Origin of the sequence: Sphingopyxis terrae subsp. terrae NBRC 15098 (assembly GCF_001610975.1) — a bacterium.
Lineage (GTDB): Bacteria > Pseudomonadota > Alphaproteobacteria > Sphingomonadales > Sphingomonadaceae > Sphingopyxis > Sphingopyxis terrae_A.
The window spans coordinates 874,135-897,946 of record NZ_CP013342.1; the positions used below are offsets into that span (position 1 = coordinate 874,135).

Genomic DNA, 23,812 nt, shown 5'->3' on the forward strand with positions numbered 1-23,812 from the left:
GTTTTTCCGCTTATTCGTTGGCCTGGCATATGGCGGTGCCGAAGGCGGGGAGAGTGAGGGACAGGCTGCCCGGTGCGGCGGCGTGCGCCGGGCAGTCGCCAAGGAGCGACGTAAAGGCCGCGCTTTTCATGTCGATGGCAATATTGGCCGAGACGGGCGTTGCAGACGTATTGAACGCCAGTAGCACTTCGCGGCCGGAGTCGGGATCGAACCGCGAGACCGCGAGCAAGCCCGGCTTTTCCGAAATGGCGCGCAGCTTCGTCGTCCCGTGCAGCAGCGCGGGCGTCTTGCGGCGGATAGCCGAAAGCGCCGCGATCTCGCGGTAGAGCGGATGCGCCGGGTCGAAATTGGCCGACGCCGTGGTCGCATCGGTGCCGATCAGATCGTTGTCGTTATAGACGTCGACCGTCGAGGCGAACATGTCCTCGCGCGCGAGCTGGTCGCCCCCGTCGGACACGAAGCCCTGCTCGTCGCCAAAATAGATCGTCGGGACACCGCGCAGCGTCAGCAGCATGGCATGGCCCAGCATCACGCGCTTCAGCAGGTCGTCGGCGCTCGCACCGGGGTTTGCCTGCTTCACGAACATCGCGAAGCGGCCCATGTCGTGGTTGCCGAGGAAGGTCGGGAGTTGCAGCGCCGCGGCCGGCCCGCCCTTGTACAGCACATCGCCATCGAACAGCCGTTCGAACACGGCGGTTCCGGTTGTTCCGCCGACCGCATCGATCACCGCGCGCGCAAAGCTGAAGTCGAGCACCGCTGGCAATCCGGCGACGCGCGTGTGGCGCGCCAGCGATCCGGGGTCGACCGCGTCGTTATAGACTTCCCCGAAGATGTGGAAATTCGGAATCCCCCGCGCTTTCGCCCGCGCCAGCATCGCGGGCACGAAGGCCTGCCAGAATTCGGGGTTCACATGCTTCGCGGTGTCGATGCGGAATCCGTCGATCCCGAACGCGTCGATCCAGCGGCCATAGATGTCGATGAAGCCCTGCACGACCTTCGGATCCTCGGTCGCGAGATCGTCTAGCCCTGCAAAATCGCCATAGAGCGCAGACTCGCCAACCCAGTCGCTGTTGCCGCGATTATGATAATAGATCGGGTCGTTCAGCCACGCCGGCACCTTGGCCTTTTCCTCGCCCTGCGGCACGACGGGCGTATAGGCGAACGATGGATCGGTCAGCTTTGCCCAGTTTTCGGGCGAGCGATCACCGTCGCCGACGAAACCCCGATTGATCGCCGCGCCGCCGGCACCGCCGCGCCGTGAAAAGGGATAATCGGCAAGGCTGCGATAGCGATACCCCGTCCCGTCGCCTTCGGTGTAGCGAATGACGTCGGCGGTGTGGTTGGTGATGATGTCCATATAGACCTTCATCCCGCGCGCGTGCGCCGCGTCGACGAAGGCCCGGAATTCGTCATTGGTCCCGAAGTGCGGATCGACGCGCGTGAAATCGGTCACCCAATAGCCGTGATAACCAGCGCTTTCGTCGCCCTTGGGTCCCTGCACCGGCTTGTTCTTGAAGATGGGGGCGAACCAGATCGCGGTCGCGCCCATCCCCTGGATATAGTCGAGCCGCTTCGTCAGCCCGGCAAGATCGCCACCGTGATAGAAGCCCTTGGCCGACGGATCGTAACCGGTTGCGAGCCGGTCGCCCGTCAGTCCGCCGCGATCGTTGCGCGGGTCGCCATTCTCGAACCGGTCGGGCAGGACGAAATAGATCACTTCTTCGGTCGCGGGACGCGCGCGGACGTCGGCGAGGCCGGCCTGCGCCAGCACCGGAAGCGGCGCCAACATCAGCGCAAGCGCGGCGAGCCCGCGGATCACGCCGCCACCGCCGCGCGCGAGGTCGCCGCAAGGAAATCGTCATAGCTCGCCATTTGCGCGACCTCCGCTTCGACCATCGCCGCGACGCCGGCCATATAGCGCGCGAGGTCGTCGGCGCCGATCCCATCGGCGAGCGGATGCCACGCGCGCGGCGCAATCCCCTGCCCCACCAGCACTTGCAGCCAGCCCGATTCGGTGAACAGCTCCTCATGCTCGCGGAAGATGAGCCCCTGCGCGCGGAACAGCTCGATCTTCGCCGCGAGCGTGTCGGGAACCGGCATCTCTGCCCGGTCGCGCCAATAGGCCGTGTCGCGGCGTTCGGTCGCCTTGAAATGCAGGATGATGAAGTCGCGGATACGCTCCCACTCGAAGTCGCTCTGCCGGTTGAACTCGGCGGCGACGGCGGGGTCGGCAGCGCCCGATGGCAACATCTTGAGCAGCCGCGATATGCCGGCCTGCACCAGATGGATGCTCGTCGATTCGAGCGGCTCCATGAAGCCGCTGGCCAGGCCAAGCGCGACGACATTGCGGTTCCACATCCGGCGCCGCTTGCCGCTGACGAAGCGCAGCCGGTTCGGTTCCGCCTGCGCGGGTCCGTCGAGATTGGCAAGCAGGGTCGCGACGGCCTCGTCGTCCGTTACATGGTCCGAAGAATAGACATAACCATTGCCGATCCGGTGCTGCAGCGGGATACGCCACTGCCAACCCGCGTCGCGCGTCGTCGCGCCGGTCCACGGCAGCTGCGGCGTGGCGCCGTGCGCGCACGGCACCGCCACCGCGCGATTGTTGAGAAGCCAGTGCGACCAGTCCTCATATCCGGTTTCGAGCGCGTCCTCGATCAGCAAGCCCCGGAAACCCGAACAGTCGATGAAGAAATCGCCCTCGACAGACCGCCCGTCATCGCACGCGACGCCGGTGACATCGCCGGTCTCGCCATTCAGACGGACATCGACAACTTTCCCCTCGATCCGCTCGACACCGCTCACTTCAGCGCGGCGGCGCAGAAAGGCAGCGTAGAGCGCGGCGTCGAAATGGAATGCATAGGGCATCTCGAGCAGATGCGGCGATGTGCGCGGCGCGCCGCGCTGCATTCGCCGCGCGTACGCGGCCCGCTCGTTGAGAGAATAATGGTCGAGCGTTTCGGCCACCCCGGCCGCCCGCGCGCGCAACCAATAGTGATGGAACTCAAGCAGGCCGAGCCCGCGCCCGACCGCGCCGAAGGCGTGCATGTAGCGATGACCGGGCCGCGTCCAGCCGTTGAATTCGATGCCGAGCTTGATCGTGCCCTGCGTCGCGGCAAGAAACTCATCCTCGTCGATGCCGAGTGCGTCGTTGAACAGACGGATCTGCGGGATCGTCGCCTCGCCGACGCCGACGGCGCCGATCGCGTCCGATTCGACGAGCGACACCGACCAGCCCGCCGGCAAAAAGCGGCGCAAGCAGGCGGCCGCCATCCAGCCTGCCGTGCCTCCGCCGATGATAACTAGCCGCATGGGGGACATAAGATCAGCCTCTGCCCTGTAGCGCAACAAGAGGACGGGGGCGGCGCGACCCGGCCGCCCCCGTCAGGGAGGGTTCAGAATTTGAACGAAGCGCCCGCGAGGTAGCGGCTGCCATAGACCTGATAGTCGATCACCGCCCGGCTATCGCGCGGATCGTCGGTGACGAAGGGCTCGTTCGTCAGATTCTGGCCCTGAATGAAGAGCGACAGCCCCTCGAGCGCGCTGCCCGGCTGGAAGTCATAGCCGATTTGGGCATCGACGATCGTCTCGGCGCGGGCGCGGCGACGGACACGATTGCCGCCGAAGCCCGACAGCTCGCCGATGAAGCTCGACCGGTAGCGCGCGCTGACGCGAGCGTTGAAGCCCCATTTCTCGAAATACGCTGTGCCGTTGGCGACCCATTTCGAATAGCCGGGAATATCCTGGGCCGGCGCACCCGGCGTCGGCTGGATCTTGGTCTTCGTATAGGACGCACCGCCCGTCACGCCGAAACCGTCGAGCGCCGATACCAGCTCACCAAGGGGCAAGGTACCCGCCAGTTCGACGCCGTAAAGCTTGCCGCCCTTGCCGTTGATCGGGACGTTCGCGGTGCCCAGATAGTTCACGATGATCGGATTGCCGTTCACGTCGAGGCCCGGATCCTGGATCGGATAGCCGGTGAAATCGAAAGCGACGTCCTGATTGTAGATATAGCTCTTCAGATCCTTGTAGAAGAGCTGCACCGCCAGATAACCCTTCGACCCGAAATATTTCTCGAACGTCAGGTCGGCGGCATTGGCGCGCCACGGACGCAGGTCCGGGTTGCCCGCGTCGCCGCGGACGACGGCGCACTGGCGGCCGACGGGGCAGACGCCGTTGCCGACGTCGCCGATCGTCGTGCCATATTTCAGCGACGCGCGCATGTCGTCGAGGCGCGGACGGATGATCTCGCGCGCCAGGCTGAAGCGGACCACGAAATCGCTGGCGGTGCGCAGCGACAGGTTCAGGCTGGGCAGCACATCGACATAGTCGGTGCTCGCACGCTGCGGGATGCCCTGGATGTTCGGCGAACCGTTCGCATTCTGGCCGATATAGGCGGCGCTCGCACCGTTCGAGTTCTGGTCGGTGAAAATCGCCTGCACGCCGACATTCCCGGTCAGCACCGACGAACCCATTTCCTGGTCGATGTTGGCCTGGAGATAGGTGGTCATCAACTTTTCGGACACGTCGTAGGATTTGACCACGACGTCGCCATAGGGATTGGCGACCAGCTGGTAGATGCCGGCCGCGAGCAGGTCGCGCGGGTCGTAGCTGACGACGGGGCCCAGCCCGAGGTAGGACAGGTTGGTCGTGCCGAGGCGATATTGTTCGGGGATCGGCACGCTGGTCAGGCCGTCGGTGTTGGCGACGAGACCGACAAAGGCTTCGTCGGGAACCAGGCTCTTGCTGCGATCGGTATAGTTCACGCCGAACTGCACCGATTTCAGGAAGCCGTCGAGCTCGCGTTCGACTTCGACGCGATATTGCCAGAGTTCGTCCTTGATGATGCGGTTGTTGTAATAGCCGTCCTGGCCGCCGCGGATGCGCGTACCGTCGACACCGGTCTGGTCGCCGCCCCAGCCGAGCGGGCTGGTGAGCTGGATCAGATCATAGTCGCCATAGTTCAGGCCGGGGCTGAACACGGTGCCGTTGCGGTCGCTGCTGAAGCCGATCGTATCGGTCGCGCCGACGCCCGCGCCGCGCCCGGTGCCGGCATTGCTTTCGAGGATCAGTTCGTTGCGGTCGGTCTTCGACAGGCTGATATCGGCGGTGACGTTCCAGCCGTTGTCGCCTTCCCAGCGGTTGTTCCAGCCGAAGCTGTAGAGCTTTGCCTGCCGTTCGAAGACGTCGTTGCGCACGACCCCCTCGACATTGGTGAAGGTGCCCGACCGCGCGAAGACATATTGGCCGCTGCTGTCGACGTCGGTGACATTGACCCCGGCGCCGCCGAAGGCGAGGGGCAGCTCGATGCCGCGCTTGATCTGGTCGTCCTTGAAGTCCGAATAGAAGGCATCGATCGTCGAGGTGAAATTGGGGCTCGGCCGCCACTGCACCGTGCCCTGCAGGCCAAGCCGCGTCAGCTGGGTCGAGGTCGCGTAGCTTTTCGACCCGCCGATGACGACCGGGTTCGCCGCGGTACCGTCGCCGGCATAGCCCCAAGCGTTGAATTCCTGGATCTGATAGGGTTCGTCGACATAGCTCGCCGACAATGCGATCCCCAGCGTGTCGTTCGCGAACTGGTCGACGTACACCCCGTTGACGCGGTAGCCATATTTCTTCGACCCGGCGTTCAGCTTGCCGATTTCGGCCCAGCTGCCGCGCCCGCCGACCGAGATGACGCGCTTGCCATAGTCGAGCGGACGGATCGTGCGCAGGTCGACGGTACCCGAAAGCCCCTGCCCGACGATCGACGCCATCGGGGTCTTGTAGACGAGCACCTGATTGATGACTTCGCTCGGATACTGGTCATATTCGACCGCGCGGTTGTCGCCGGTCGAGGTCTGTTCGCGGCCGTTGAGCAGCGTGGTCGAGAAGTCGGGAGCGAAACCGCGGATCGAGATCGCGTTCGAGCGCCCCGATACGCGCTGCGATGTCAGGCCCGGCAAACGAGCGATCGATTCGGCGATCGAGGCGTCGGGCAGCTTGCCGATATCCTCGGCCGAAATCGATTCGACCACCTGGTCGCGGTTCTTCTTGGCATTGACGGCGCTTTGCAGGCTGGCGCTGAAGCCGGTGACCACGATCTCGCCCTCGCCGCTCGAATCGTCCGCAGACGAAGCGCCGGCATCCTGTGCCAAGGCGACGCCCGGCGCGAAGACAATCGAGGCGAGGCCAAGTGCGAGGGCACTGCCGCCGCGGCGAAGGCTTTTGTTGTTTGTCATCTATGCTCCCCTGGCTTCGACGGGTTCGCGCGCCCAGCATCAGGGGAAGCGGCTGCCAGCCGCGACCATCCTCTCCGATGCGTGGGATGATCCCATCTTTCGCCCTCGCAATTGAGGCCAATCGGCTGCGAGGGCCATAGGGTATACGTATACGCATAATATGCGCATTCCCGACGTGTCGCCCAAATGCCACAGCGGCTGTTCGAAGCGCGATGGGACTTGCAAAATCTTGGCAGGACCGCGGTCGCCGGTTACTTTGTACGCGCTGAGCGACCAACGATAAGGGCGCCGCGACCGGGAGAACAGCATGGGCCGACCACCCTCCGTCAAGCCGACGAGTTTCGACATCGCCTATCTTGCCGGCGTCTCGCAGCCGACGGTCTCGCGCGCACTGCGCGGCAGCAAATCGGTCAGCGCTGCGACCCGGGCCAATATCGAACGCATCGCACGCGAACTGAATTACATGGTCGACAAGAATGCGTCGAGCCTGCGCTCGCAACGCACCCACACGCTCGCGCTGCTCTTCTTTGAAGATCCGACGCCTGACGAATCGATGATCAACCCCTTCTTCCTGTCGATGCTGGGATCCATCACCCGCGAATGTGCGCTGCGCGGATATGACTTGCTCATCAGTTTTCAGCAGATGCACAACGACTGGCACGTCGCCTATCAGGACAGCCACCGGTCGGACGGGATCATCCTGCTCGGCTATGGCGACTATCAGCTATATCTCAGCAAGCTCGAGCATCTGGTCGAGATGGGCACTAATTTCGTTCGCTGGGGCTCGGTGTCGAGCGATGGGATCGGGTTGACGGTCGGGTCGGACAATGTCGGCGCGGGCGAACAGGCGGGAGCACACTTGGTGGAAATAGGCCGCCGGGCGATCGCCTTCCTCGGCGATGCGTCGGACCATGCGCCCGAATTCCAGGACCGCTACACCGGTCTGTGCCGTGCGCTTCGTGCCGCCGACATCGTGCCAGATGCCGCGCTTCAACGCGACGCGATATCCTCGGAGGCATCGGGCTATGCCGCGGCGCAGTCGTTGCTCGCTGGCAGAAAGCGATTCGACGCGATCTTCGCGGCAAGCGACCTGATCGCGATCGGCGCAATGCGCGCACTCTCCGAAGCAGGGCTGAAACTCCCGCAGGATGTCGCGATCATCGGCTTCGACGACATTCCCGCCGCTGGCCTGACTTCACCGACGCTCACGACGGTCATGCAGGACATGAAGGGCGCAGGGACGCTCCTTGTCGATGCTCTTCTCGCCAGCATCGACGGGCGACCGGTCGAGCAACGCATGTTGCCCGCCCGGTTGATCAGGCGACAAAGCACAGCAGTTTAGTCAACGTATTCGTATACGTGGTTGCCGCGCGCTTGCCCCGCACGCCACCCGCTGCAACACGTCTTGCCGACAACAGCCGTCAGCGGCCATGGGAGAGAGATGATGGAAAAGCCGCGGCAGGGTTTCGCCGGCATGTGGAACGTCAGTTTCGGCTTTTTCGGCATCCAGATTGGTTTCGCGCTGCAAAATGCGAACATGAGTCGCATTTTCCAATCGTTGGGCGAGGATATCGAGAAATTGCCCGGACTGTGGGTCGCGGCACCGCTGACCGGGTTGCTCGTCCAGCCGATCATCGGCCACATGAGCGACCGTACCTGGCTCGGCCGCCTTGGTCGGCGGCGCCCCTATTTCCTTGCCGGCGCCCTGCTCGCGACGATCGCGCTGTTCCTCATGCCCGAAAGCCCGTCCATCTGGTTTGCGGCAATGATGCTGTGGGTTCTCGACGCATCGCTCAACATTTCGATGGAGCCCTTCCGGGCGTTCGTCGGCGATATGCTGCGCAAGGATCAGCACAGCATCGGTTATGCGGTGCAGACCGCCTTCATCGGTGCCGGTGCGGTCGTCGGCTCGTTGTTCCCGGCGCTGATGGAGGCGGCAGGCGTCGCCAATGTCGCGCCACCGGGGCAGATTCCCGATACGGTTCGCTATGCTTTCTGGTTTGGCGGACTGGCCCTGTTCCTCGCTGTGTTGTGGACCGTCGTTTCGACCAGCGAATATACCCCTGCGCAGATGGCTGTGTTCGAACCCGCGAATGCAGACGATGCTCCGACCGGGCCCGCGCTGGCGTCGCGCAGCCACATCGGCAACGTTGGCTGGATTGCCGCCGGGCTGGCAGTCATCCTGATTCAGCTCGAATTTGCGCTGCTGCGCGAGGTGCTGCTGCTCGGCACGCTGTTGATCGGTTATGGCCTGGCCAGCATGATTGCCATCGCGCTCGCGCGCCGCGGCTATGAAAAGAACATGCTGTCAAGCATCGTCGGCGACTTTGCAGGAATGCCGCCGCTCATGAAGCGGCTCGCGGCGGTACAGTTCTTCAGCTGGTCTGCGCTGTTCATCATGTGGATCAATACCACGCCGATCGTCGCCCAATATCATTTCGGCACGACCGACGCGGCCAGTGCGGTTTATCAGGCGGCGGGCAACTGGGTAGGCGAGCTGTTCGCGATCTATAACGGTGTCGCGGCCGTTGCCGCTCTGACGCTGCTGCCGTGGTTGTCGCGCCATCTGGGACAGGCGCGGACGCACATGGTGGGGCTGGCCTGCGGCGCGATCGGTTTTGCGAGTTTCTTTTTGCTGCGAGATCCGACGCAGCTGATCTTCAGCGAAATTTTCATCGGTATCTTCTGGGCCTCGGTCCTTGCCATGCCCTATGCGATCCTTGCGTCGAGCCTGCCACAGGCAAAGCTCGGCATCTACATGGGTCTCTTCAACATATTCGTCGTCATCCCGCAGCTTCTGGTCGCCACAGTCATGGGGTCGATCATGCAAGCGCTTTTTCCTGGCGAGCCAATCTATACGATGGCCTTTGCGGCGCTCGCCCTGATGATGGCGCTCGCCGCCATGGCGCGTGTCGACACGGCATCGATCACCCAATAACCGCCGCCCTGCTGCGGGTCGCGGCCGAATGTTCCGGCCCTCATCAGGCTTTTTGGGAAGGCAGGTGGTGGTCGTTACGTGATGACGTGGACAGCCTCTGCACTAGCGTATCCGTGCAACGATGCGGCCGTTGTCCTCTATGTTTCTCGAACTGCCCCGCGGCGACTTCCGGACAAGCCGGGCTGCCGACGAACTGCCCGATTTCAGATGCAACTGCGAGGGTCGGCCTTGATCAGCTTAGGGAGAAAACTGGGGTTTTCCGTCCCTTGGCTGAGGCACAGCACCGGCTGGCTGGGGCGGCAGGCCCAACTGGGAATTCACAAAGCATTGATAAGAAATCGTTTTCAGGTAAGCCTCTTAAAGAATACCCGCCTTTAGCCCGGAGTTTGAGTGAGCTTGTGCGAGCTCTTTTGGCACGCCGCGCGTAAAATCGATGAAGCGTTCATCTCCTGCGGCAGGATGAGTTGACAGCATTCCGCGCAATGCAGCGGGCAAGATCCTGCGCCGGACGCTGCGCGAACCCTTGGAACCGGCACGAAAGAAGAGCCGGCTGAGCCGGCAGCGCCGCGAATTGAGGAGAGAGAGATGACGATCCAGACCTATCGCCAGCCGATGGCGCGGCGGCATTTGCTGCGCCTTGCCGCGACGCTGGCGGTCGCCGCCGCGGCTTTCTCGCCTGCCGTTCGCGCGATGACGCAGCCCGGAACCGGCGATGCCGCCATGCAAGCAGCCTTCAACTATGCCTTTCCTTTGTTCGAATTTGCGCGGATGGAACAGACGCTAACCGAATCCGTCGGCGGCCCGGGAACGCTCAACCGCATCAAGCAGCGCTCGCAGCTCTCCGATTATCGCTCGCGCAACGTCACCGCCCCCAACAACGACACCATTTATTCCTCCCTGTTTCTCGAGCTTTCGGGTGGGCCGGTCGAGGCGTCGATCCCGACGATGCGCGATCGCTATTTCTCGGTCGCGTTCATGGACGCGTTCACCGACAATTTCGCCTATCTGGAAACGCGTACGACGGGCGGCGAAGGCGGGCGGGTCTGGGTCGTCAGCCCCGATTGGAATGGCAAGGTGCCCGATGGCGTTCGGCTTGTGCAATCGACCACCAACGATGCCTGGATGCTCGCGCGCATTCTCGTCGATGGACCGGACGACCTTCCTGCCGCGGAAGCGTTGCAGCAACAGATCAGCGCGACTGTTGCCGCCGACCGGCCGCCGGCGCGGGGCTTCAACGTGCGCGCGGAACGCGAAGCGAGCGATGCCGCCAATTTCCTCGCGGTGGTCAATGAAATGCTCAAACGGTCGAAAGGCGGCGCGGGACAGCTGGTGCGCGCCGAACGCTTCGCGGCGCTCGGCATCGGCGCCGAAGCGCCGCCGCCCTCGCCCGCCCTCCTCGCCGCTTGGGCAGCCTATCTGCCATCGGGTATCGCTGACCTGCGGCAGGGCTTTCTGTTCCGTGACCTGGTCGTCAACGGCTGGAGCTATCAGCCGCGGGGCGTCGGCGATTTCGGCACCAACGACCATCTGCGCGCGATGATCGCGCTCGGAGGCATCGCCGCGCTGGGCGAGCAGGAGGCGATGTATTTCCATGCGAACTTCGATGCCAGCGGCGAGCGGCTGAACGGCGCCAACAACTACCGCTGGCGCTTGCCGCCCGGCGGCGTTCCGGCCGACGCCTTCTGGTCGCTGACCATGTATGATGCGCAGGCGGACGGGCGCTATTATCTCGTCGAAAATCCCCTCGCTCGCTATTCGATCGGGGACCGGACACCAGGGCTGGTACGCGAAGCCGACGGCAGTATCGTCATCTTGATCCAACGCGATCGACCCGAAGGCGCAATGGCTGCCAACTGGCTGCCCGCCCCTGGCGGAACGATGCGCCTCGCGCTGCGCGCCTATATGCCGCGAGCCGAACTCATCGAACGCAATTGGCGCGTTCCGCCGCTGGAACAGGTCGTCGCCAAACCAGCGCCGGTTCCTGACGCGATGCGCGAGGCGCATCGTTCTGCTCAATGCTTCGGCCATGGTCACTTTCTCATCAACGCCGCACTGGAAGCAAGCGTTTCGATCACGCGGACCGAATATGCCCGCCGCAATCCTACCATCGCGGCGCCTCGCCCTTCGAACGTTGATCGGCCCATTCGCAATAATGGGGCGCGAGCTCTGCGGGCAGGCCAGCCTCGAACCGGTCATCGAGGGGATAATGCAGCATAGCCTCGGCGATGGCATCGAGAAGGAGCAACCCCTGTTTGCGGTCCTTGCCGCGCTTCAGCGGGTTGCGCTTCGCCTGTCTCGACATCCACAGCTTCTGAAGCGCGAACCAGCGCGGATCGGGAGCGACAATGCGCGCGGGGCTACCGTCGCGGCAGATAAGAACCTGGTCGACGGGTCGTCCCTCAAGCAGCCATTCCTGTTCGGGAAGTGGTATGGGTTGCGGCCTGTCGATCCGCGCCATGGTTCTCGCTCGCGAGGGCGCTGCCAATATTTCCACCTCATAGGCTTTGGCGTTGCGCGCCTGAAAGCTGCGCTCGGTATTGACCGTGAAGGTCGGGTCGACCGCTTTCAACAGGTCCCAGACGACCTGCGCATTGTGCTGTGGATCGGTCTCGGCCCACGCAAGATCGAAATCAGCGGTCTCGTCCGGAAGTTCGGGAATGAAGCCACCGGCCTCGAGCGCATAGGCGGCGACCGCATTGGTGCCGACGACGAGCAGGGCGCCGCCGAGAAGACCGCGCCGGTCGGCCTCGCGCAAAATCGGCCCGGCCTCGTTGGCGATCATTGGCACCCGCACCGCGCGGGCGATCGCGGCGCTCTCGCCAAGCGCAGTCCGGCTTGTCGCGCTGCGCGCCTTCAGCGTCTCCTTCTCATATTTATAAGCGTCAAGGCGCGCGGCCTGCTCATCGGACCAGGGACCAAGGCTCTTCGCATTGCCCCGGCGGTCGAGCAACTGGTACAGATAGGCGCGCCCTGCCACCTCCTTGCGCGCAAGATTATAGGGGAGCTTCGCGAGCCCGCGTTCGGCTTCGACCCAGACCTCGTACTTTTGACGCAAATTGACTAGTGCGCGCGCTTGCTCGTCGGAGAAGATCCTAATTGCCATCGCAAAATTATCCTGCAATTTTTGGATTGTGTCAATCGCAGGATAACTGTCCTATTTTCAACTGTTTAAATGACGTATCCAAAGTGTGAACTCGCCATTTGTCCTGCATAATACCCCCCGTATCGCAGGACAAGCAGCGCGCGAAAGATAGCCGCGCAGGTGCAGCGGGCCTTGATACCGACTAGGCACCGGCAGCTCCGCGAAGGACGCACTCACTCGCGTTCGGTGCGCTCCGGCAATATGGCAGTTTCGTCAACGGCGCGTGCAAACGCACCACCGTCCCGGGCGCGGATCTCGCGGCGTTCGTCCGGCAAAGAGCGCTCGGCGAAACGGGTGAGACGAGCGTCGTGAATCTCTCGGGCGTCGAGCGCGGCATCTCCGACGCAACACGGGCGAATAATAGTCGACAGCAATCCAGGGGGAGAAAGTAGGGCACGGCTCTTGCTGTCAGGGCCGACGTAACCAGCCCACGCGGGCCGATATGGATGGAGCTTAATTCAGGAAATGGGGGCACGGTGCTGGTCGCAGAGCATAATGCGGCCATGTTCGGCTTGCAGGCGGATGCAGAAGGGCCGCAGTCGGGAGATTTCCAAGTTACCCCAAGGCGTTGACATCCAGTCGACCATCTGTTCACCGCGGACATGATTATGGACGGTGATCTCGGAATTCTTTTTTTTCACGACTCGCTCATCCCGCTCGACTTTCGCAACGGTCACCGCCGGATCGTGCGAAATCCAGATGCCGGCCTCGCGCCGAGAGCGGCTCTGTCGACCAAGGGTTCACCATAAATCAGCATGCCAAGCTTTACGGGAGAATTTCGATGCTGGCCAGCCGCTGAATGGTCGCTTCCGTCTCGCGCATGAAGCGAACGTACAAGTGAGACTGGCAACCCCGAGCGAGCGGTCCGACAGCGTCCGACGACGATCACCGGCGCCTTGCTTTGCGCTAGGCGGGGCGGTTGGCGAGGATTGCATCCAAAAGGCCGGGAAAGCGTTGCTCGAATTCTTTGCGGCGCAGCCTGTTGATCATCTCGCGGCCGACCTGCGTCGTCTCAATCAGTCCTGCGGCGCGCAGCAACTTGAGGTGGTTTGACAGCGTGCTCTTGGGAATCGAGTCGCACGGCGCTGCGTTGGTGCAGCTCAGCTGCTCGGTGCCGGCCAGGCGCGCGACCATGGCCAGACGGTTGGGATCGGCGAGCGCATGGAGCGCCAGCTCGAGCGGCACGTCTTCCAGCCTGGGATGGGTGAAGCGGGGCATAGATGCAATATAGGCCCGCGACGCAATTTTAATAGTTCGGGAATATTGAACTATAGAATTGGCGATCCATCTTGTGCCTTGCCGGCAGCGCACGACGCCGTGATCGCGGGCAAAATTGGAGAATTCACATGTCACTTCTGGGCAAAAAAGCGCTCGTCACCGGCGGATCGCGCGGTATCGGTTCGGCGATCGCCAGGCGCCTCGCGGCCGATGGCGCGGCGGTCGCGATCACCTATTCGGGAAACAAGGCGGCGGCCGACGAGACAGTAGCGGCGATCGAGCGCGCGGGCGGCACCGCCTTTGCCGTTCAGGCCGATGCCTCCCAGCCCGAGCCGCAGCGGGCGGGCGTCGAACAAGCAGCGGCCGCGCTAGGCGGGATCGATATCCTTGTCCACAATGCCGGCGTCGCCGAATTCTCTACCATCGCCGATGACACTGACGAGAGCTATGACCGTCAATTCGGGGTCAATGTGAAGGGCCTGCACGTCGGCACGCGCGCGGCGCTGCCGCACCTGCGCGACGGGGGGCGGATCATCCTCATCGGCAGCATCTCGGGCGAGATGGCGTTCCCCGCGACCGCGATCTACAGCGCGACCAAAGCGGCAGTGGCGGCGCTGGCGCGCGGCTGGGCAAAGGATCTCGCCTCGCGCAATATCCTCGTCAACACCGTGCAGCCGGGCCCCATCGACACCGATATGAACCCCGCTGACGGCGAGTTCGCGAAGCAGATGATCGGTTCCATTCCGCTCGGTCGCTACGGCCGGGTCGAGGAGATCGCCGGCGCGGTGTCGTTTCTGGCCGGCCCAGATGCGACCTACATCACCGGAACAACGCTGAACATCGATGGCGGTGCGTCGGCCTAGTCGCGGGAGCGGCCCCTCCGCCCGGCGGAGGGGTCGTCGCCTAGCTTTACCGCACGCGGCCGCGAACCATTGCCGGTCCGCCTCCATCCGGTCCGGTACCAAGCCGGCTCCGGCACCTGTCGCTTACATGCTCAGGTGGCCGGCCATAGCTGCCCGCCCGCTTTCAGAGGCAGAAATTCGGAAACGGTCAGACTTGGCTGGAATGGTCCCGCCCGGAAGCGGAAAAGCCGCTTCTCGGGCATCGGATCAGGAAAGCGGTCGTTCGACGACTAGCGGAACTTGAAGCCGACGTTAACGCCGTAGGTGACAGGCATTCCGGTAAAGCGGATCACGGCATCGCCGCGCCGCGCCGCGGTATTCCAGTAATATTCGTTTGTGACATTCTGCGCATAGAGACTTGCCGTCCACGCGCCGTCGGCGTCGCCGATTCCGGCGCGCAGGTCGAGCAAGCCATAGTCGTCGATGAACAGCCGAGCGTCGGGTTTGAAATCGCCATAGGTCGAGCTGCGGTAGGTATAGTTGGCGCCGATGAACGCTTCCTTCGATCCGCCTACATCCCAGCGATATTCCAAGTCGGCGTTGACCTGCCACTTTGGCGTGTAGGGGAAGCGGAAGCCGTTGAAGTCGGTGACCGCGCCGAATGCGGTGTAGTTGGAGAAGGATCGCGTGACCTTGCTGTCGATATAGGTCGCGCCCAGATTGGCACGCAGGCCCTCCACCGGTGAGACGACGAGCTGCAATTCCGCCCCCTTGATCCGCGACTTTGGTACGTTGACCAGCGCCTCGAGCGGGCCGAACACCGGCACGATCGTGCGGCCCTTCAACTGCTTGTCGAGATAATCATAGTAGAAGAGGGCGCCGTTGATCTGCACGCGGCGGTCGAGCAGCGCCGATTTGAACCCAAGCTCGTAGGCCGTTACCTGCTCCTGCCGCACCGGCTTGTATTGCGAGAAGCGATTGCCCGCGAGCGTAGCGAAGGAGCCGCTCTTGTAGCCGCGGCTGACGCTGGCATAGAAGAGCTGGCCCTCTGCGGGCTTCCATTGCAACACGCCGCGCCAGGACAGATTGTCTTCCGGCAGGCTGCCGGCAAATTTGCCGGGACGCCCCGCGTCGTCGAACGTCACGCAGCCGCCGAGCGGGATCGTTCCCGACGGAAGGCCGAAGATCAGCTCGAAGCCGCGCGCATAGGTGCCGTTGCCGGCGTTGAGCGTGCACCCCGAAAAATCGACCTTGGTATCGGTGTAGCGCACGCCGCCGATCAGGGTCAGCGTGTCGGCGATCGGCACGCTCACATCGGCGAAGGCCGCGATGCTGCGATATTTTGTGTCGCCGAGCTGCGGCACCAGCTCGATCGACGGGAAGCCGAAGCGATCGAACACATGCGCCGACGATTGGTCGTTGAGCCGCTGGGTGAGCAGCTCGTGCGTCTTGCCCCATTCATAATTGCCGCCGAAGATCCATGAACCGTCACCCATCAACGAACCGGCAAGCCGCAATTCCTGACTGAAGGACTTGATGTCGCCTTCGAGGAAGACGTCGGTAAGCCGCAACGTGGTGCCGTCCGATTCCTGCCCATAGGCTTCCTTGAAGCGCGTATAGGCCGAGATCGAGGTGAGCGTGATGTCGTCGCTGACGTCGATCTCGCCGCGCAGCGCGGCCTGCACCTGCCAATTGTCCTTCTTCAGCGGGAAGCTGGTGCCCCAATCAGCCGCGCGATTATCCTCGGGAGCGACCGGATAGGTCGGCAGACGCGGATCGAAAAAGCCGGCGGATTGCTGGAAGGGCGCAGTAAACTGCGGCGCCTGCGTATCGCCATGATCCTGGTAGGCGTTGACCATCAGGTTGAGACGCACCGTGTCGACGGGCCGGAAAGCAAGCTGGACGCGCCCCTGCGTGAACGCACGCTGGCCGAGGCTGGCATCGCGCGTGTAGCTTTTCTGCCAGTCACCGCCACCTTCATGGCGCAACGAAATTCGGACTGCCAGCGTGTCAGACAGCGGTCCGCTCGCATAGCCTTCGACGCTGAACCTATTGAAGCGTCCATAGGACAGCGCCAGCCCCGCCTCCGGCGTCCAGGTTGGCTTGGCCGAAATATAGTTGATCGCGCCGCCGGTTGCGTTCGATCCGAAAAGGGTGCCCTGCGGCCCCTTGAGCACTTCGACCCGCTCGAGATCGAAGGAGGCGCCCGCCGTCATCACCGAATAGGGAATGGGCACTTCGTCTGTATAGACCGTGACCGTCGGCTTTGCGGCAAGGCTGCTGTCGAAGAAGCCGATCCCGCGCAGAAAATAGACCGGTGTGCCAAAGCCGCTGTTGATCGCGTTGAAGCCCGGGGTCACTTTCACCAGTCCCGCGACGTCAGTTACGCCCTGCGCCTGCAGATCGTCGCCCGACACCGCCGTGATCGACAGCGGCACACTGTTGATGTTCTCGCTGCGCTTTTGCGCGGTCACGATGATTTCGTTGGTACCGACCGCTTCCTCATCGCCAGCAGGCGCAGCCTCTTGCGCCGCTGCCTGATTCGCGAGCAACGCCAGCAGCAGGGCCGCGACCGACGACGAACTATGCATCTTTGAAAGCGCCATAATTTCCCTCCCGATGACCATCTGTAACGCTATGTTCCGATCAGGAAAGAGCGCTCAGATCTTTGTTACCGTCCGGTCGGTAATATTGATTGCAATCATTGTCAAATCGGCAATGAAGGCGACACCTATTGACCAGCGGGTCGTGAACGACCTATGCCTCACGCGCAGGGGCAGGCAGGATAGCCGCAGCGAGCGGGCGTCCGGCAAATGGGAAAGCAATGGCGGAAGCATCCAAGAAGACAGGGGCGGCGTCGACGCCCACCCAGAAACGACCGGGTTCGACCGCGAGGCCGGGGCGCAAGCGCGGCAGCGTCAACAAGGAAGTGATCATGGGGGTCGCCTCCACCATGTTCCGCGAGCGGGGCTATGATCGCACGAGCCTCGACGATATCGCCGCGGGTCTGTCGATCACCAAGCCCAGCCTTTATTATCATTTCGCGAGCAAGGAGGAGATCCTGCTCGAATGCATCGCACGCGGCTATATCCTGTTTCAGCAGAAAATAGCCGATCGCGACGATATCCGCCTCCCCGGCCGCGAACGCGTCCGCATCTTCATCGAATGCTATGTCGATCTGTTGCAGGATAATGTCCTGTCGATGATCGTCGCCGACGAACGCGTGATGAGCGACGCCGGCAAGGCCAAATCGCGCAACTACAAGCGGATGCTGAACCGCGACCTGCTCGATCGGCTCGAAGTCGGACGCAAGGACGGATCGCTAGCCTTCGACGACGCGCGCATCATTTCGTTCGGCATCTTCGGCATGGTCAACTGGATGACGCACTGGCAATCTGCGGCGCTGCTGATCGAGCCCCGCACGGTCTCCAACCAGTTCGTCGCCATGATTCTCGACGGCATCGGCAAGCCCTGAGCTGATCCAAAAATCTGCATTCCCGTGCACCTCGCGGCCATTCAAACCGCGAGTTGACAGCCCGTTTCGACGCGCTTATGACAATGTTACCGACTAGTAGGTAATAAAAGGATAAGCGATGGCCGACTTCCGTTATCTGAATACCAGCGTCCAGGACGGCGTCGGCATCCTCCAACTCAATCATCCCGAGGTACGCAACGCGCTCGGCTGGGAGTTGCACGAGGACATCATCGCCGCGCTGCGCGCCTGGGAAGAGGATGACGCGGTGTCGTGCGTGCTGTTTATCGGCAATGAGGAATATTTCTGTGCCGGCTGGCGCGTCGACATCCTGAACACGGCGAGCGACGACGATCGCCGCCGTTTCAACGATCTCGCGCTCGCGCTGATGAAAGCGATTTACGACTTCGGCAAACCGTCGGTCGCGGCCGTCGCCGGCGTCGCGCCCGGCTACGGTATGGACGTCGCCAATATGTGCGACATCACCGTTGCGTCCGAAAATGCCCTCTTCGGATCGACGCAGGTCAAATATGCGATGAACGGCTTTTATCACGGCATTATGGCGCGCGTCGGCAAACAGCATGCCCGCCGCCTCTATTACACCGGCGACCCGATCGACGCGCACGAAGCGCTGCGGATCGGCCTCGTCAGCGAAGTGACGCCGGTTGGTGAACTTCGGTCGCGGTCGCTGACGCTCGCCAAGCAAATCGCCGAGATGGGCCCCGAACTGGCAAAGATCTTCAAGGGCGTCGCGCTGCGCGCGTCGAACATGGATCATCTCGGCGCGCTGCAATATGAGCTGACCGTAACCCATGACCTGCTCCAGCGCGGCATTTTCCGCGAGCGCATCGCGCGCGGCTTCGACCGGCTCAAGGCCGGTAAAAGCGTCGCTATCGAACGCGCCGGAAAGCCATGACCCTCGACGTCATCGCCTCCGACATTTTTGCATCCGAGGAGTGCGAGCAGTTCGCGCGCTCGGTCGACGGTTTTCTCGCGGCGCACACCGCGCCCGAGGCGATCGACCGCTGGCGCGCCGGCAAATGCGTCGACCGCGCAACATGGACCGCCGCAGCCGAGGCCGGCCTGCTCGGCATTTCGGTCGACGAAGCCTATGGCGGCGCGGGCGCCGATTTCCGGTTCGAGGCGATCATCACCAAGGCGATCGGACATCGCGGCGCCGACGCGCTGACGATCAGCCTGCACAATGCGGTGATCCTCCCCTATTTTTCGAGCTTCGGGACCGAAGCTCAGAAGCGCCGCTGGCTACCCAAATTCTGTTCGGGCGAATGCCTGACCGCGATCGCGATGACCGAACCGGCGGCAGGGTCGGACCTGCAGGGCATGAAGATGACCGCGCGCAAATGCGATGGCGGCTGGCGGTTAAGCGGTCAAAAGACCTTCATCTCGAACGGTCAGATCGCCGACGTCATCCTTGTCGCGGTCAAGACCGACCCTGCGGGCGGAAGCCGGTCGATCTCGCTGTTCATTGTCGATGTGCGCAGTGAGCCTGAGGGGTTCCGGCGCGGACGCAACCTAGACAAGGTAGGTCAGGAGGGGCAGGATACGTCCGAACTCTTCTTCGACGATCTGTTCGTGCCCGACGACGCCCTGCTCGGCGGCGCCGAGGGGCGCGGGCTGCCGCAGCTCATGGAAAAGCTGCCGCAGGAGCGGCTGATTATCGCCTGGCAGGCAATGGCTATGATCGAGCGCGCGCTCGACGAGACGATCCGCTACACACGCGAACGACCGATGTTCGGCCAGACGCTCGCCGATTTCCAGAATACCCAGTTCAAGCTCGCCGAATATAAGACGCAGGCGGTCGTTTGCCGGGTCTTCGTCGATCATTGCACCGACCTGCACGTGCGCGGCGAACTCACCGCCGAACTCGCCTCGATGGCCAAATATTGGGCGTCAGAGGAGCTGACGAAGATCGTGGACGGCTGCCTCCAGCTCTTCGGCGGCTATGGCTATATGCTCGAATATCCGATCGCGCGCATGTTCCGCGATAGCCGCATCCACCGCATCTACGGCGGCGCGAGCGAAGTGATGAAACTGCTCATCGCCCGAAATCTCTGATCCGAAATCCCGAAATCCAGGAGTGAAGAATATGGCAAAGCACGGTACGATGCGCAGCGAGGTGAAAGGCGGGGTCGCCACCATCTTCCTCGACCGCCCCGACAAGAAGAATGCGCTCAGCACCGAATTGTTCGAGGATCTTGTCGAAACGCTTCAACAATGGCGGCGTGACGACAGCGTCGCGGCGGTCGTCATCACGGGAACCGAGGAATATTTCTCCGCCGGACTCGATCTCGATACGATGAACTGGAAGAGCGAGGAAGAGCGGCTGCGCTGGTATGACGCCACTTATTATGGCTATCTCGAACTGCTCGAATACCCCAAGCCGACGATCGCGGCGGTCGCGGGACCGACCTTCGGCGGCGGTTGCGACATCGCGGTTTTCTGCGACATCCGCATTTCCAGCCCCAACGCCAAATTCGGCTTTCCGCAGATCCGCTTCGGCCTGACCCCCTTCGTCGATCCGCTGCAGCGCATCGTCGGGCAGAGCCAGGCGAAACTGCTCGTGCTGACGGGGCGCCGCATCGACGCGCAGGAAGCGCTGCGCATCGGCCTGATCGACGAGATCGCGCCCGAAGGAAAATTGCTCGACACGGCACAGGCGATGGCCGGCGAGATCGCCTCGACGACCGTGCCGACCGTCGTGCGCACCACCGAAATGCTGCGTCGCAGCTGGGCGATGGATCCGATGGGAGCTTATGTATACGGACATGTCCAGTATCGCGATGTCCACTGGAACCCGGCGATTTCGGACCGCATGCTGGCCGCGCGCGCCAAGGTCGGGTCGGGAACGCGCTGACGGGCGAACGATGACCGGCTCTCCTCCCCTCCCCTCCGCCGCTTTAGAAGGATCGGCCATCGTGGTCGTCGGCGCGAGTCGCGGGCTCGGCCGGCAATATGCCGCCGACCTCGCGCGCGCCGGCGCCCGCCTTGTCCTCACAGGGCGCGGCAACGAAGTTGATGCTGTCGCGTCCGCCATCCGGCGAAGTCGCGGAAGCGCCATAGCGGTGCGATGCGACATCCGCGATCCTGCCCCTTTCGTCGAAGCGGCGCTCGCCGAATATGGCGCAATCGACGGGCTGGTGGTCAACGCGGGCGTGGTCCGCGACCGCAGCTTCGCAAAGATGACGGCAGATGAATGGTCGGAGGTGATCGACGTCCATCTCGGCGGCAGCTTCGCCTGCGCCAAGGCGGTGTGGGAGCCGATGACGGCCCGGGGACGGGGTTCGATCATATTCACCACCTCGGGCGCGGGCATGCACGGAGCCTTCGGGCAGGCGAATTATTCGGCAGCCAAAGCCGGTATCATCGGCCTGATGAAGACGCTGGCAATCGAAGGCGAACGGGTCGGAATTCGCGCCAACGCCATCGCGCCAATGGCTCTGACCGAAATGACTGACGGCGTCTTTTCCGACCGCATGAAGCATGGCTTGCGTCCCGAACAGATTTCGCCCTTTCTGATCGCACTGCTCGATCCCCTGTCGACGCGCACCGGCGAAATCGTCGAATGTGGCGGCGGCTGGGGCGCGCAGGTGCGTTGGCAGCGAGCAGCGGGCGATCGGGTGGCGGCGGCACCGTTCGGTCCCGAATTCGATCTGCCGGAGACGACCGCCGATTCGCTGAGCGCCGCACTTGGCGACCCGCGGACGATGTACAGGATGGCCTGAATGGAGTTTGCGAGTCCCCCTGCCCCGAGCGTGACGCTCGACCGCCGCGACGATGGCAGCATCATCCTGCGCTCGGGCCTGCCGCTCGGCCCGGTCCCCAAGTCACTCGCGCATGTCTTCGACGAACAGGCCGTACGCACGCCAGATGCGATCTTCATGCGCCAGCGCGGCGCGAACGGCGCATGGCGCAGCATATCCTACGGCGACGCGCGCCGTGCCGCCGATGGCCTCGCCCAATGGCTGATTGATCGGGGGATCGGTGTCGGCGACATTATATCCTTTCTGTCCGAGCCTTCGATCGAACATGGCATTGCCGCCATCGGCGTCCAGCGGAGCGGCGCAGCGATCGCGCCCGTCAGCGTCGCCTATTCGCTGATGTCGAAGGACCATGCCCAGCTCCGCCAATGCGTCTCGGTGGTCGGCGCGAAGGTCGTCATCGTAGACGACGCGGTACGTTACGCCGCTGCGCTGCGCGCGCTCGCGCCGCTCGGGGTGACGATTGTCGCAGCGTCGGGTACGGTCGAGGGGCTCGCCATCACACCCTGGGCCGAAGTCGTCGCGACACCGCCAAGCCCCGATGTGGCCGAGCGCATGGACGCGATTCGGCCCGACCAGATCGCGCGCATCATCTATACGTCGGGTTCGACCGGATCCCCCAAGGCGACGCCGCAGCCGCACGCCAATCTCAACATCACCATCGCGCAGAATCGCGCGCTCGGCCTGCTCGAGTTCGGCGACGAATCGCCACAGATCCTCGAAGCAATGCCGTTCAGCCACATCATGGCGGGCAACTTCAACTTCAACAACACGATCGCCGCCGGCGGCACGATATGGATCGACGATGGCAAGCCGACCCCCGAGCTGTTCGCCAGGACGCTGGCGAATCTGCGCGACGTCGCGCCATCCTATTTCATCACCGTGCCGCTGGGCTACACGATGCTGTGTCAAGCGCTCGAGGCAGATACCGACCTCAGCCGCCACTTCTTCTCGCGCCTCAAATTCCTGGGTTTCGGAGGGGCCGTGCTCGCCGAAGATGTCCGTGACCGGCTAACTGCGCTGTCGATCGCCGCGCGCGGGAAGGCGGTACCGATCTTCTCCTTCTACGGCGCGACCGAGTATCTGTTCGGGACGCTCAAATACTGGACCGAAGGCGGGACCGACGTGATCGGGCTTCCCCTTCCCGCCACGGACCTCAAGCTCGTTCCGTTCGACGGGCGGTACGAGATGCGCGTCAAGGGACCGACAATGATGCCGCAAAGCGGCTATATCGGCGCGCCCGAAGCCTCCGCATTGCTGTTCGACGAGGAGGGCTATTTCCATACCGGCGACGCCGTCCGCTTCGCCGACCCCGACGAGCCGCGGGCCGGGCTGGTCTTCGCGGGCCGGTTATCGGAAGATTTCAAGCTTGATTCGGGCACCTATGTCACGGTCGAGGCGCTCCGGGTGGCCCTGCTGGCGGCTTGCGGCCCGCATGTTGCGGAGGCCGTAATCTGCGGCCTCAACCGCCCCTATCCGTCGGCGCTGCTGTGGCTCCGGGCGGGCGAGAACGGCACCGAAACGCGTGCTGCGATCGCGTCAGCGATCGCCACCTTCAACGCGTCACAGAGCGGCGCCGCGCGCCGGATCGGCGCGGCCCTGATCCTCAACGAGCCGCCGTCGTTCGAAACCGGCGAAGTGACTGTGAAAGGGAATGTGGCGCAGCGTGTCGTACGCGAACGACGATCCGCCGATGTCGATCGGCTTTACGCAGCTCGCCCCGACGCGGACGTGATGATCTTCGCCGACAGGGCTCGCAAGCTGGTCGGGGCCGGCTGATGCTCTGGAGCCTACCCCCGTCGGTTGCGGCTTTTCAGGCCTTGTTCGAGCGGCTCGCGCCCGACGTCGACATCTGGCTGCGCGACGACGTCGAACTTCGTCCACCCACTTATGGCAAGTCGTGGACCGGCAAGGAGCTGGTTGGCCGCTTGCTCAACTTTGCATCGCGGGAATTCGGCGGGCTTGTTTACACTGATAGCTGGTGCAACGGCGACCGCTATGCGCTGCGCTTCGAGGGAGAAATCGAAGGCAGACATTTTTCGGGGGTCGACATCGTCAGCCTCGACCGCGAGGGGCTAATTGCGCGCATCGAAATTTTCGCGAGGCCGCCCGCTGCGATGCTGGCCCTACGCGACCGGATGGGAGCCCAGGTGCAGGCCGATCCGGTCGCTGCGCGCCTGATGGGTCTAGCCGCGTGACG

At 63.3% G+C, this 23,812-nt stretch carries 18 protein-coding genes; 11 read left to right on the forward strand and 7 right to left on the reverse strand.

The features are described 5' to 3' along the window. Positions 1–10: 10 nt before the first annotated feature. The 3 genes from AOA14_RS04290 to AOA14_RS04300 all read right to left on the reverse strand — a co-directional run bounded on the left by AOA14_RS04290 (position 11) and on the right by AOA14_RS04300 (position 6,221). Complete coding sequence (locus AOA14_RS04290) at positions 11–1,789, reverse strand: alpha-amylase family glycosyl hydrolase (protein ID WP_202988466.1); 1,779 nt, start codon at positions 1,787–1,789, stop codon at positions 11–13. Positions 1,790–1,815: 26 nt separating this feature from the next. Then, positions 1,816–3,321, reverse strand: coding sequence for a tryptophan halogenase family protein (locus AOA14_RS04295; protein ID WP_062900907.1), 1,506 nt, complete (start codon positions 3,319–3,321; stop codon positions 1,816–1,818). A 74-nt stretch (positions 3,322–3,395) separates the two neighbouring features. Then, positions 3,396–6,221 (reverse strand): TonB-dependent receptor, encoded by a 2,826-nt coding sequence (locus AOA14_RS04300; RefSeq protein ID WP_062900908.1) that lies wholly within the window; start codon positions 6,219–6,221, stop codon positions 3,396–3,398. A gap of 307 nt (positions 6,222–6,528) precedes the next feature. On the opposite strand from AOA14_RS04300, the gene AOA14_RS04305 reads away from it, so the two are divergent. The 3 genes from AOA14_RS04305 to AOA14_RS04315 all read left to right on the forward strand — a co-directional run bounded on the left by AOA14_RS04305 (position 6,529) and on the right by AOA14_RS04315 (position 11,376). Beyond that, positions 6,529–7,563 (forward strand): LacI family DNA-binding transcriptional regulator, encoded by a 1,035-nt coding sequence (locus tag AOA14_RS04305; protein ID WP_062900909.1) that lies wholly within the window; start codon positions 6,529–6,531, stop codon positions 7,561–7,563. Positions 7,564–7,665: 102 nt separating this feature from the next. Beyond that, the gene (locus tag AOA14_RS04310; RefSeq protein WP_062900910.1) at positions 7,666–9,159 is read left to right on the forward strand and encodes an MFS transporter; all 1,494 of its coding nucleotides are present in this window, start codon (positions 7,666–7,668) and stop codon (positions 9,157–9,159) included. Positions 9,160–9,744: 585 nt separating this feature from the next. Beyond that, the gene (locus AOA14_RS04315) at positions 9,745–11,376 is read left to right on the forward strand and encodes a DUF1254 domain-containing protein (RefSeq protein ID WP_062900911.1); all 1,632 of its coding nucleotides are present in this window, start codon (positions 9,745–9,747) and stop codon (positions 11,374–11,376) included. On the opposite strand, the gene AOA14_RS19155 is transcribed toward AOA14_RS04315, so the two are convergent. From AOA14_RS19155 to AOA14_RS04330, 3 genes are all read right to left on the reverse strand, one after another. Continuing rightward, positions 11,261–12,262, reverse strand: coding sequence for a GSU2403 family nucleotidyltransferase fold protein (locus AOA14_RS19155; RefSeq protein WP_202988377.1), 1,002 nt, complete (start codon positions 12,260–12,262; stop codon positions 11,261–11,263). The genes AOA14_RS04315 and AOA14_RS19155 overlap by 116 nt on opposite strands. A gap of 497 nt (positions 12,263–12,759) precedes the next feature. Further along, positions 12,760–12,978, reverse strand: coding sequence for a hypothetical protein (locus AOA14_RS04325; RefSeq protein WP_062900913.1), 219 nt, complete (start codon positions 12,976–12,978; stop codon positions 12,760–12,762). Between the two features lie 229 nt (positions 12,979–13,207). Next, complete coding sequence (locus AOA14_RS04330) at positions 13,208–13,519, reverse strand: ArsR/SmtB family transcription factor (protein WP_062900914.1); 312 nt, start codon at positions 13,517–13,519, stop codon at positions 13,208–13,210. Positions 13,520–13,647: 128 nt separating this feature from the next. Here AOA14_RS04330 and AOA14_RS04335 point away from each other — a divergent pair, with 128 nt between their 5' ends. Then, positions 13,648–14,382: an SDR family oxidoreductase gene (locus AOA14_RS04335; protein ID WP_062900915.1), complete on the forward strand. Its 735-nt coding sequence runs from the start codon at positions 13,648–13,650 to the stop codon at positions 14,380–14,382. A 269-nt stretch (positions 14,383–14,651) separates the two neighbouring features. On the opposite strand, the gene AOA14_RS04340 is transcribed toward AOA14_RS04335, so the two are convergent. Next, positions 14,652–16,967 carry a TonB-dependent receptor gene (locus AOA14_RS04340; protein WP_062900916.1) on the reverse strand — a complete coding sequence of 772 codons (2,316 nt, stop codon included), beginning with the start codon at positions 16,965–16,967 and terminating at the stop codon, positions 14,652–14,654. 218 nt (positions 16,968–17,185) lie between these two features. Here AOA14_RS04340 and AOA14_RS04345 point away from each other — a divergent pair, with 218 nt between their 5' ends. From AOA14_RS04345 to AOA14_RS04375, 7 genes are all read left to right on the forward strand, one after another. Then, positions 17,186–17,836, forward strand: coding sequence for a TetR/AcrR family transcriptional regulator (locus AOA14_RS04345; protein WP_062900917.1), 651 nt, complete (start codon positions 17,186–17,188; stop codon positions 17,834–17,836). A 118-nt stretch (positions 17,837–17,954) separates the two neighbouring features. Further along, positions 17,955–18,749, forward strand: a complete 795-nt coding sequence (locus AOA14_RS04350) for an enoyl-CoA hydratase/isomerase family protein (RefSeq protein WP_062900918.1) — start codon at positions 17,955–17,957, stop codon at positions 18,747–18,749. Next, on the forward strand, positions 18,746–19,909 hold the full coding sequence (locus tag AOA14_RS04355) for an acyl-CoA dehydrogenase family protein (protein WP_062900919.1): 1,164 nt from the start codon (positions 18,746–18,748) through the stop codon (positions 19,907–19,909). The genes AOA14_RS04350 and AOA14_RS04355 overlap by 4 nt, the downstream gene beginning before the upstream one ends. Before the next feature lie 31 nt (positions 19,910–19,940). Next, a complete protein-coding gene (locus AOA14_RS04360) occupies positions 19,941–20,708 on the forward strand; it encodes an enoyl-CoA hydratase/isomerase family protein (RefSeq protein ID WP_062900920.1) in 768 nt (255 codons plus the stop codon). A gap of 61 nt (positions 20,709–20,769) precedes the next feature. Then, positions 20,770–21,576: an SDR family NAD(P)-dependent oxidoreductase gene (locus tag AOA14_RS04365; protein WP_062900921.1), complete on the forward strand. Its 807-nt coding sequence runs from the start codon at positions 20,770–20,772 to the stop codon at positions 21,574–21,576. Next, positions 21,577–23,391: an AMP-binding protein gene (locus AOA14_RS04370; protein WP_082819818.1), complete on the forward strand. Its 1,815-nt coding sequence runs from the start codon at positions 21,577–21,579 to the stop codon at positions 23,389–23,391. Further along, on the forward strand, positions 23,391–23,810 hold the full coding sequence (locus AOA14_RS04375) for a nuclear transport factor 2-like protein (RefSeq protein ID WP_202988378.1): 420 nt from the start codon (positions 23,391–23,393) through the stop codon (positions 23,808–23,810). Before AOA14_RS04370 ends, AOA14_RS04375 begins: the two co-directional genes overlap by 1 nt. Positions 23,811–23,812 lie beyond the last annotated feature (2 nt).

Excerpts from the sequence above, each read along its gene's own strand:
- AOA14_RS04290 (WP_202988466.1), bottom strand. The coding sequence starts at position 1,789 with ATGTTGGCGCCGCTTCCGGTGCTGGCGCAGGCCGGCCTCGCCGACGTC.
- AOA14_RS04295 (WP_062900907.1), bottom strand. The coding sequence starts at position 3,321 with ATGTCCCCCATGCGGCTAGTTATCATCGGCGGAGGCACGGCAGGCTGG.
- AOA14_RS04300 (WP_062900908.1), bottom strand. The coding sequence starts at position 6,221 with ATGACAAACAACAAAAGCCTTCGCCGCGGCGGCAGTGCCCTCGCACTT.
- AOA14_RS04305 (WP_062900909.1), top strand. The coding sequence starts at position 6,529 with ATGGGCCGACCACCCTCCGTCAAGCCGACGAGTTTCGACATCGCCTAT.
- AOA14_RS04310 (WP_062900910.1), top strand. The coding sequence starts at position 7,666 with ATGGAAAAGCCGCGGCAGGGTTTCGCCGGCATGTGGAACGTCAGTTTC.
- AOA14_RS04315 (WP_062900911.1), top strand. The coding sequence starts at position 9,745 with ATGACGATCCAGACCTATCGCCAGCCGATGGCGCGGCGGCATTTGCTG.
- AOA14_RS19155 (WP_202988377.1), bottom strand. The coding sequence starts at position 12,262 with ATGGCAATTAGGATCTTCTCCGACGAGCAAGCGCGCGCACTAGTCAAT.
- AOA14_RS04330 (WP_062900914.1), bottom strand. The coding sequence starts at position 13,519 with ATGCCCCGCTTCACCCATCCCAGGCTGGAAGACGTGCCGCTCGAGCTG.
- AOA14_RS04335 (WP_062900915.1), top strand. The coding sequence starts at position 13,648 with ATGTCACTTCTGGGCAAAAAAGCGCTCGTCACCGGCGGATCGCGCGGT.
- AOA14_RS04340 (WP_062900916.1), bottom strand. The coding sequence starts at position 16,967 with ATGGCGCTTTCAAAGATGCATAGTTCGTCGTCGGTCGCGGCCCTGCTG.
- AOA14_RS04345 (WP_062900917.1), top strand. The coding sequence starts at position 17,186 with ATGGCGGAAGCATCCAAGAAGACAGGGGCGGCGTCGACGCCCACCCAG.
- AOA14_RS04350 (WP_062900918.1), top strand. The coding sequence starts at position 17,955 with ATGGCCGACTTCCGTTATCTGAATACCAGCGTCCAGGACGGCGTCGGC.
- AOA14_RS04355 (WP_062900919.1), top strand. The coding sequence starts at position 18,746 with ATGACCCTCGACGTCATCGCCTCCGACATTTTTGCATCCGAGGAGTGC.
- AOA14_RS04360 (WP_062900920.1), top strand. The coding sequence starts at position 19,941 with ATGGCAAAGCACGGTACGATGCGCAGCGAGGTGAAAGGCGGGGTCGCC.
- AOA14_RS04370 (WP_082819818.1), top strand. The coding sequence starts at position 21,577 with ATGGAGTTTGCGAGTCCCCCTGCCCCGAGCGTGACGCTCGACCGCCGC.
- AOA14_RS04375 (WP_202988378.1), top strand. The coding sequence starts at position 23,391 with ATGCTCTGGAGCCTACCCCCGTCGGTTGCGGCTTTTCAGGCCTTGTTC.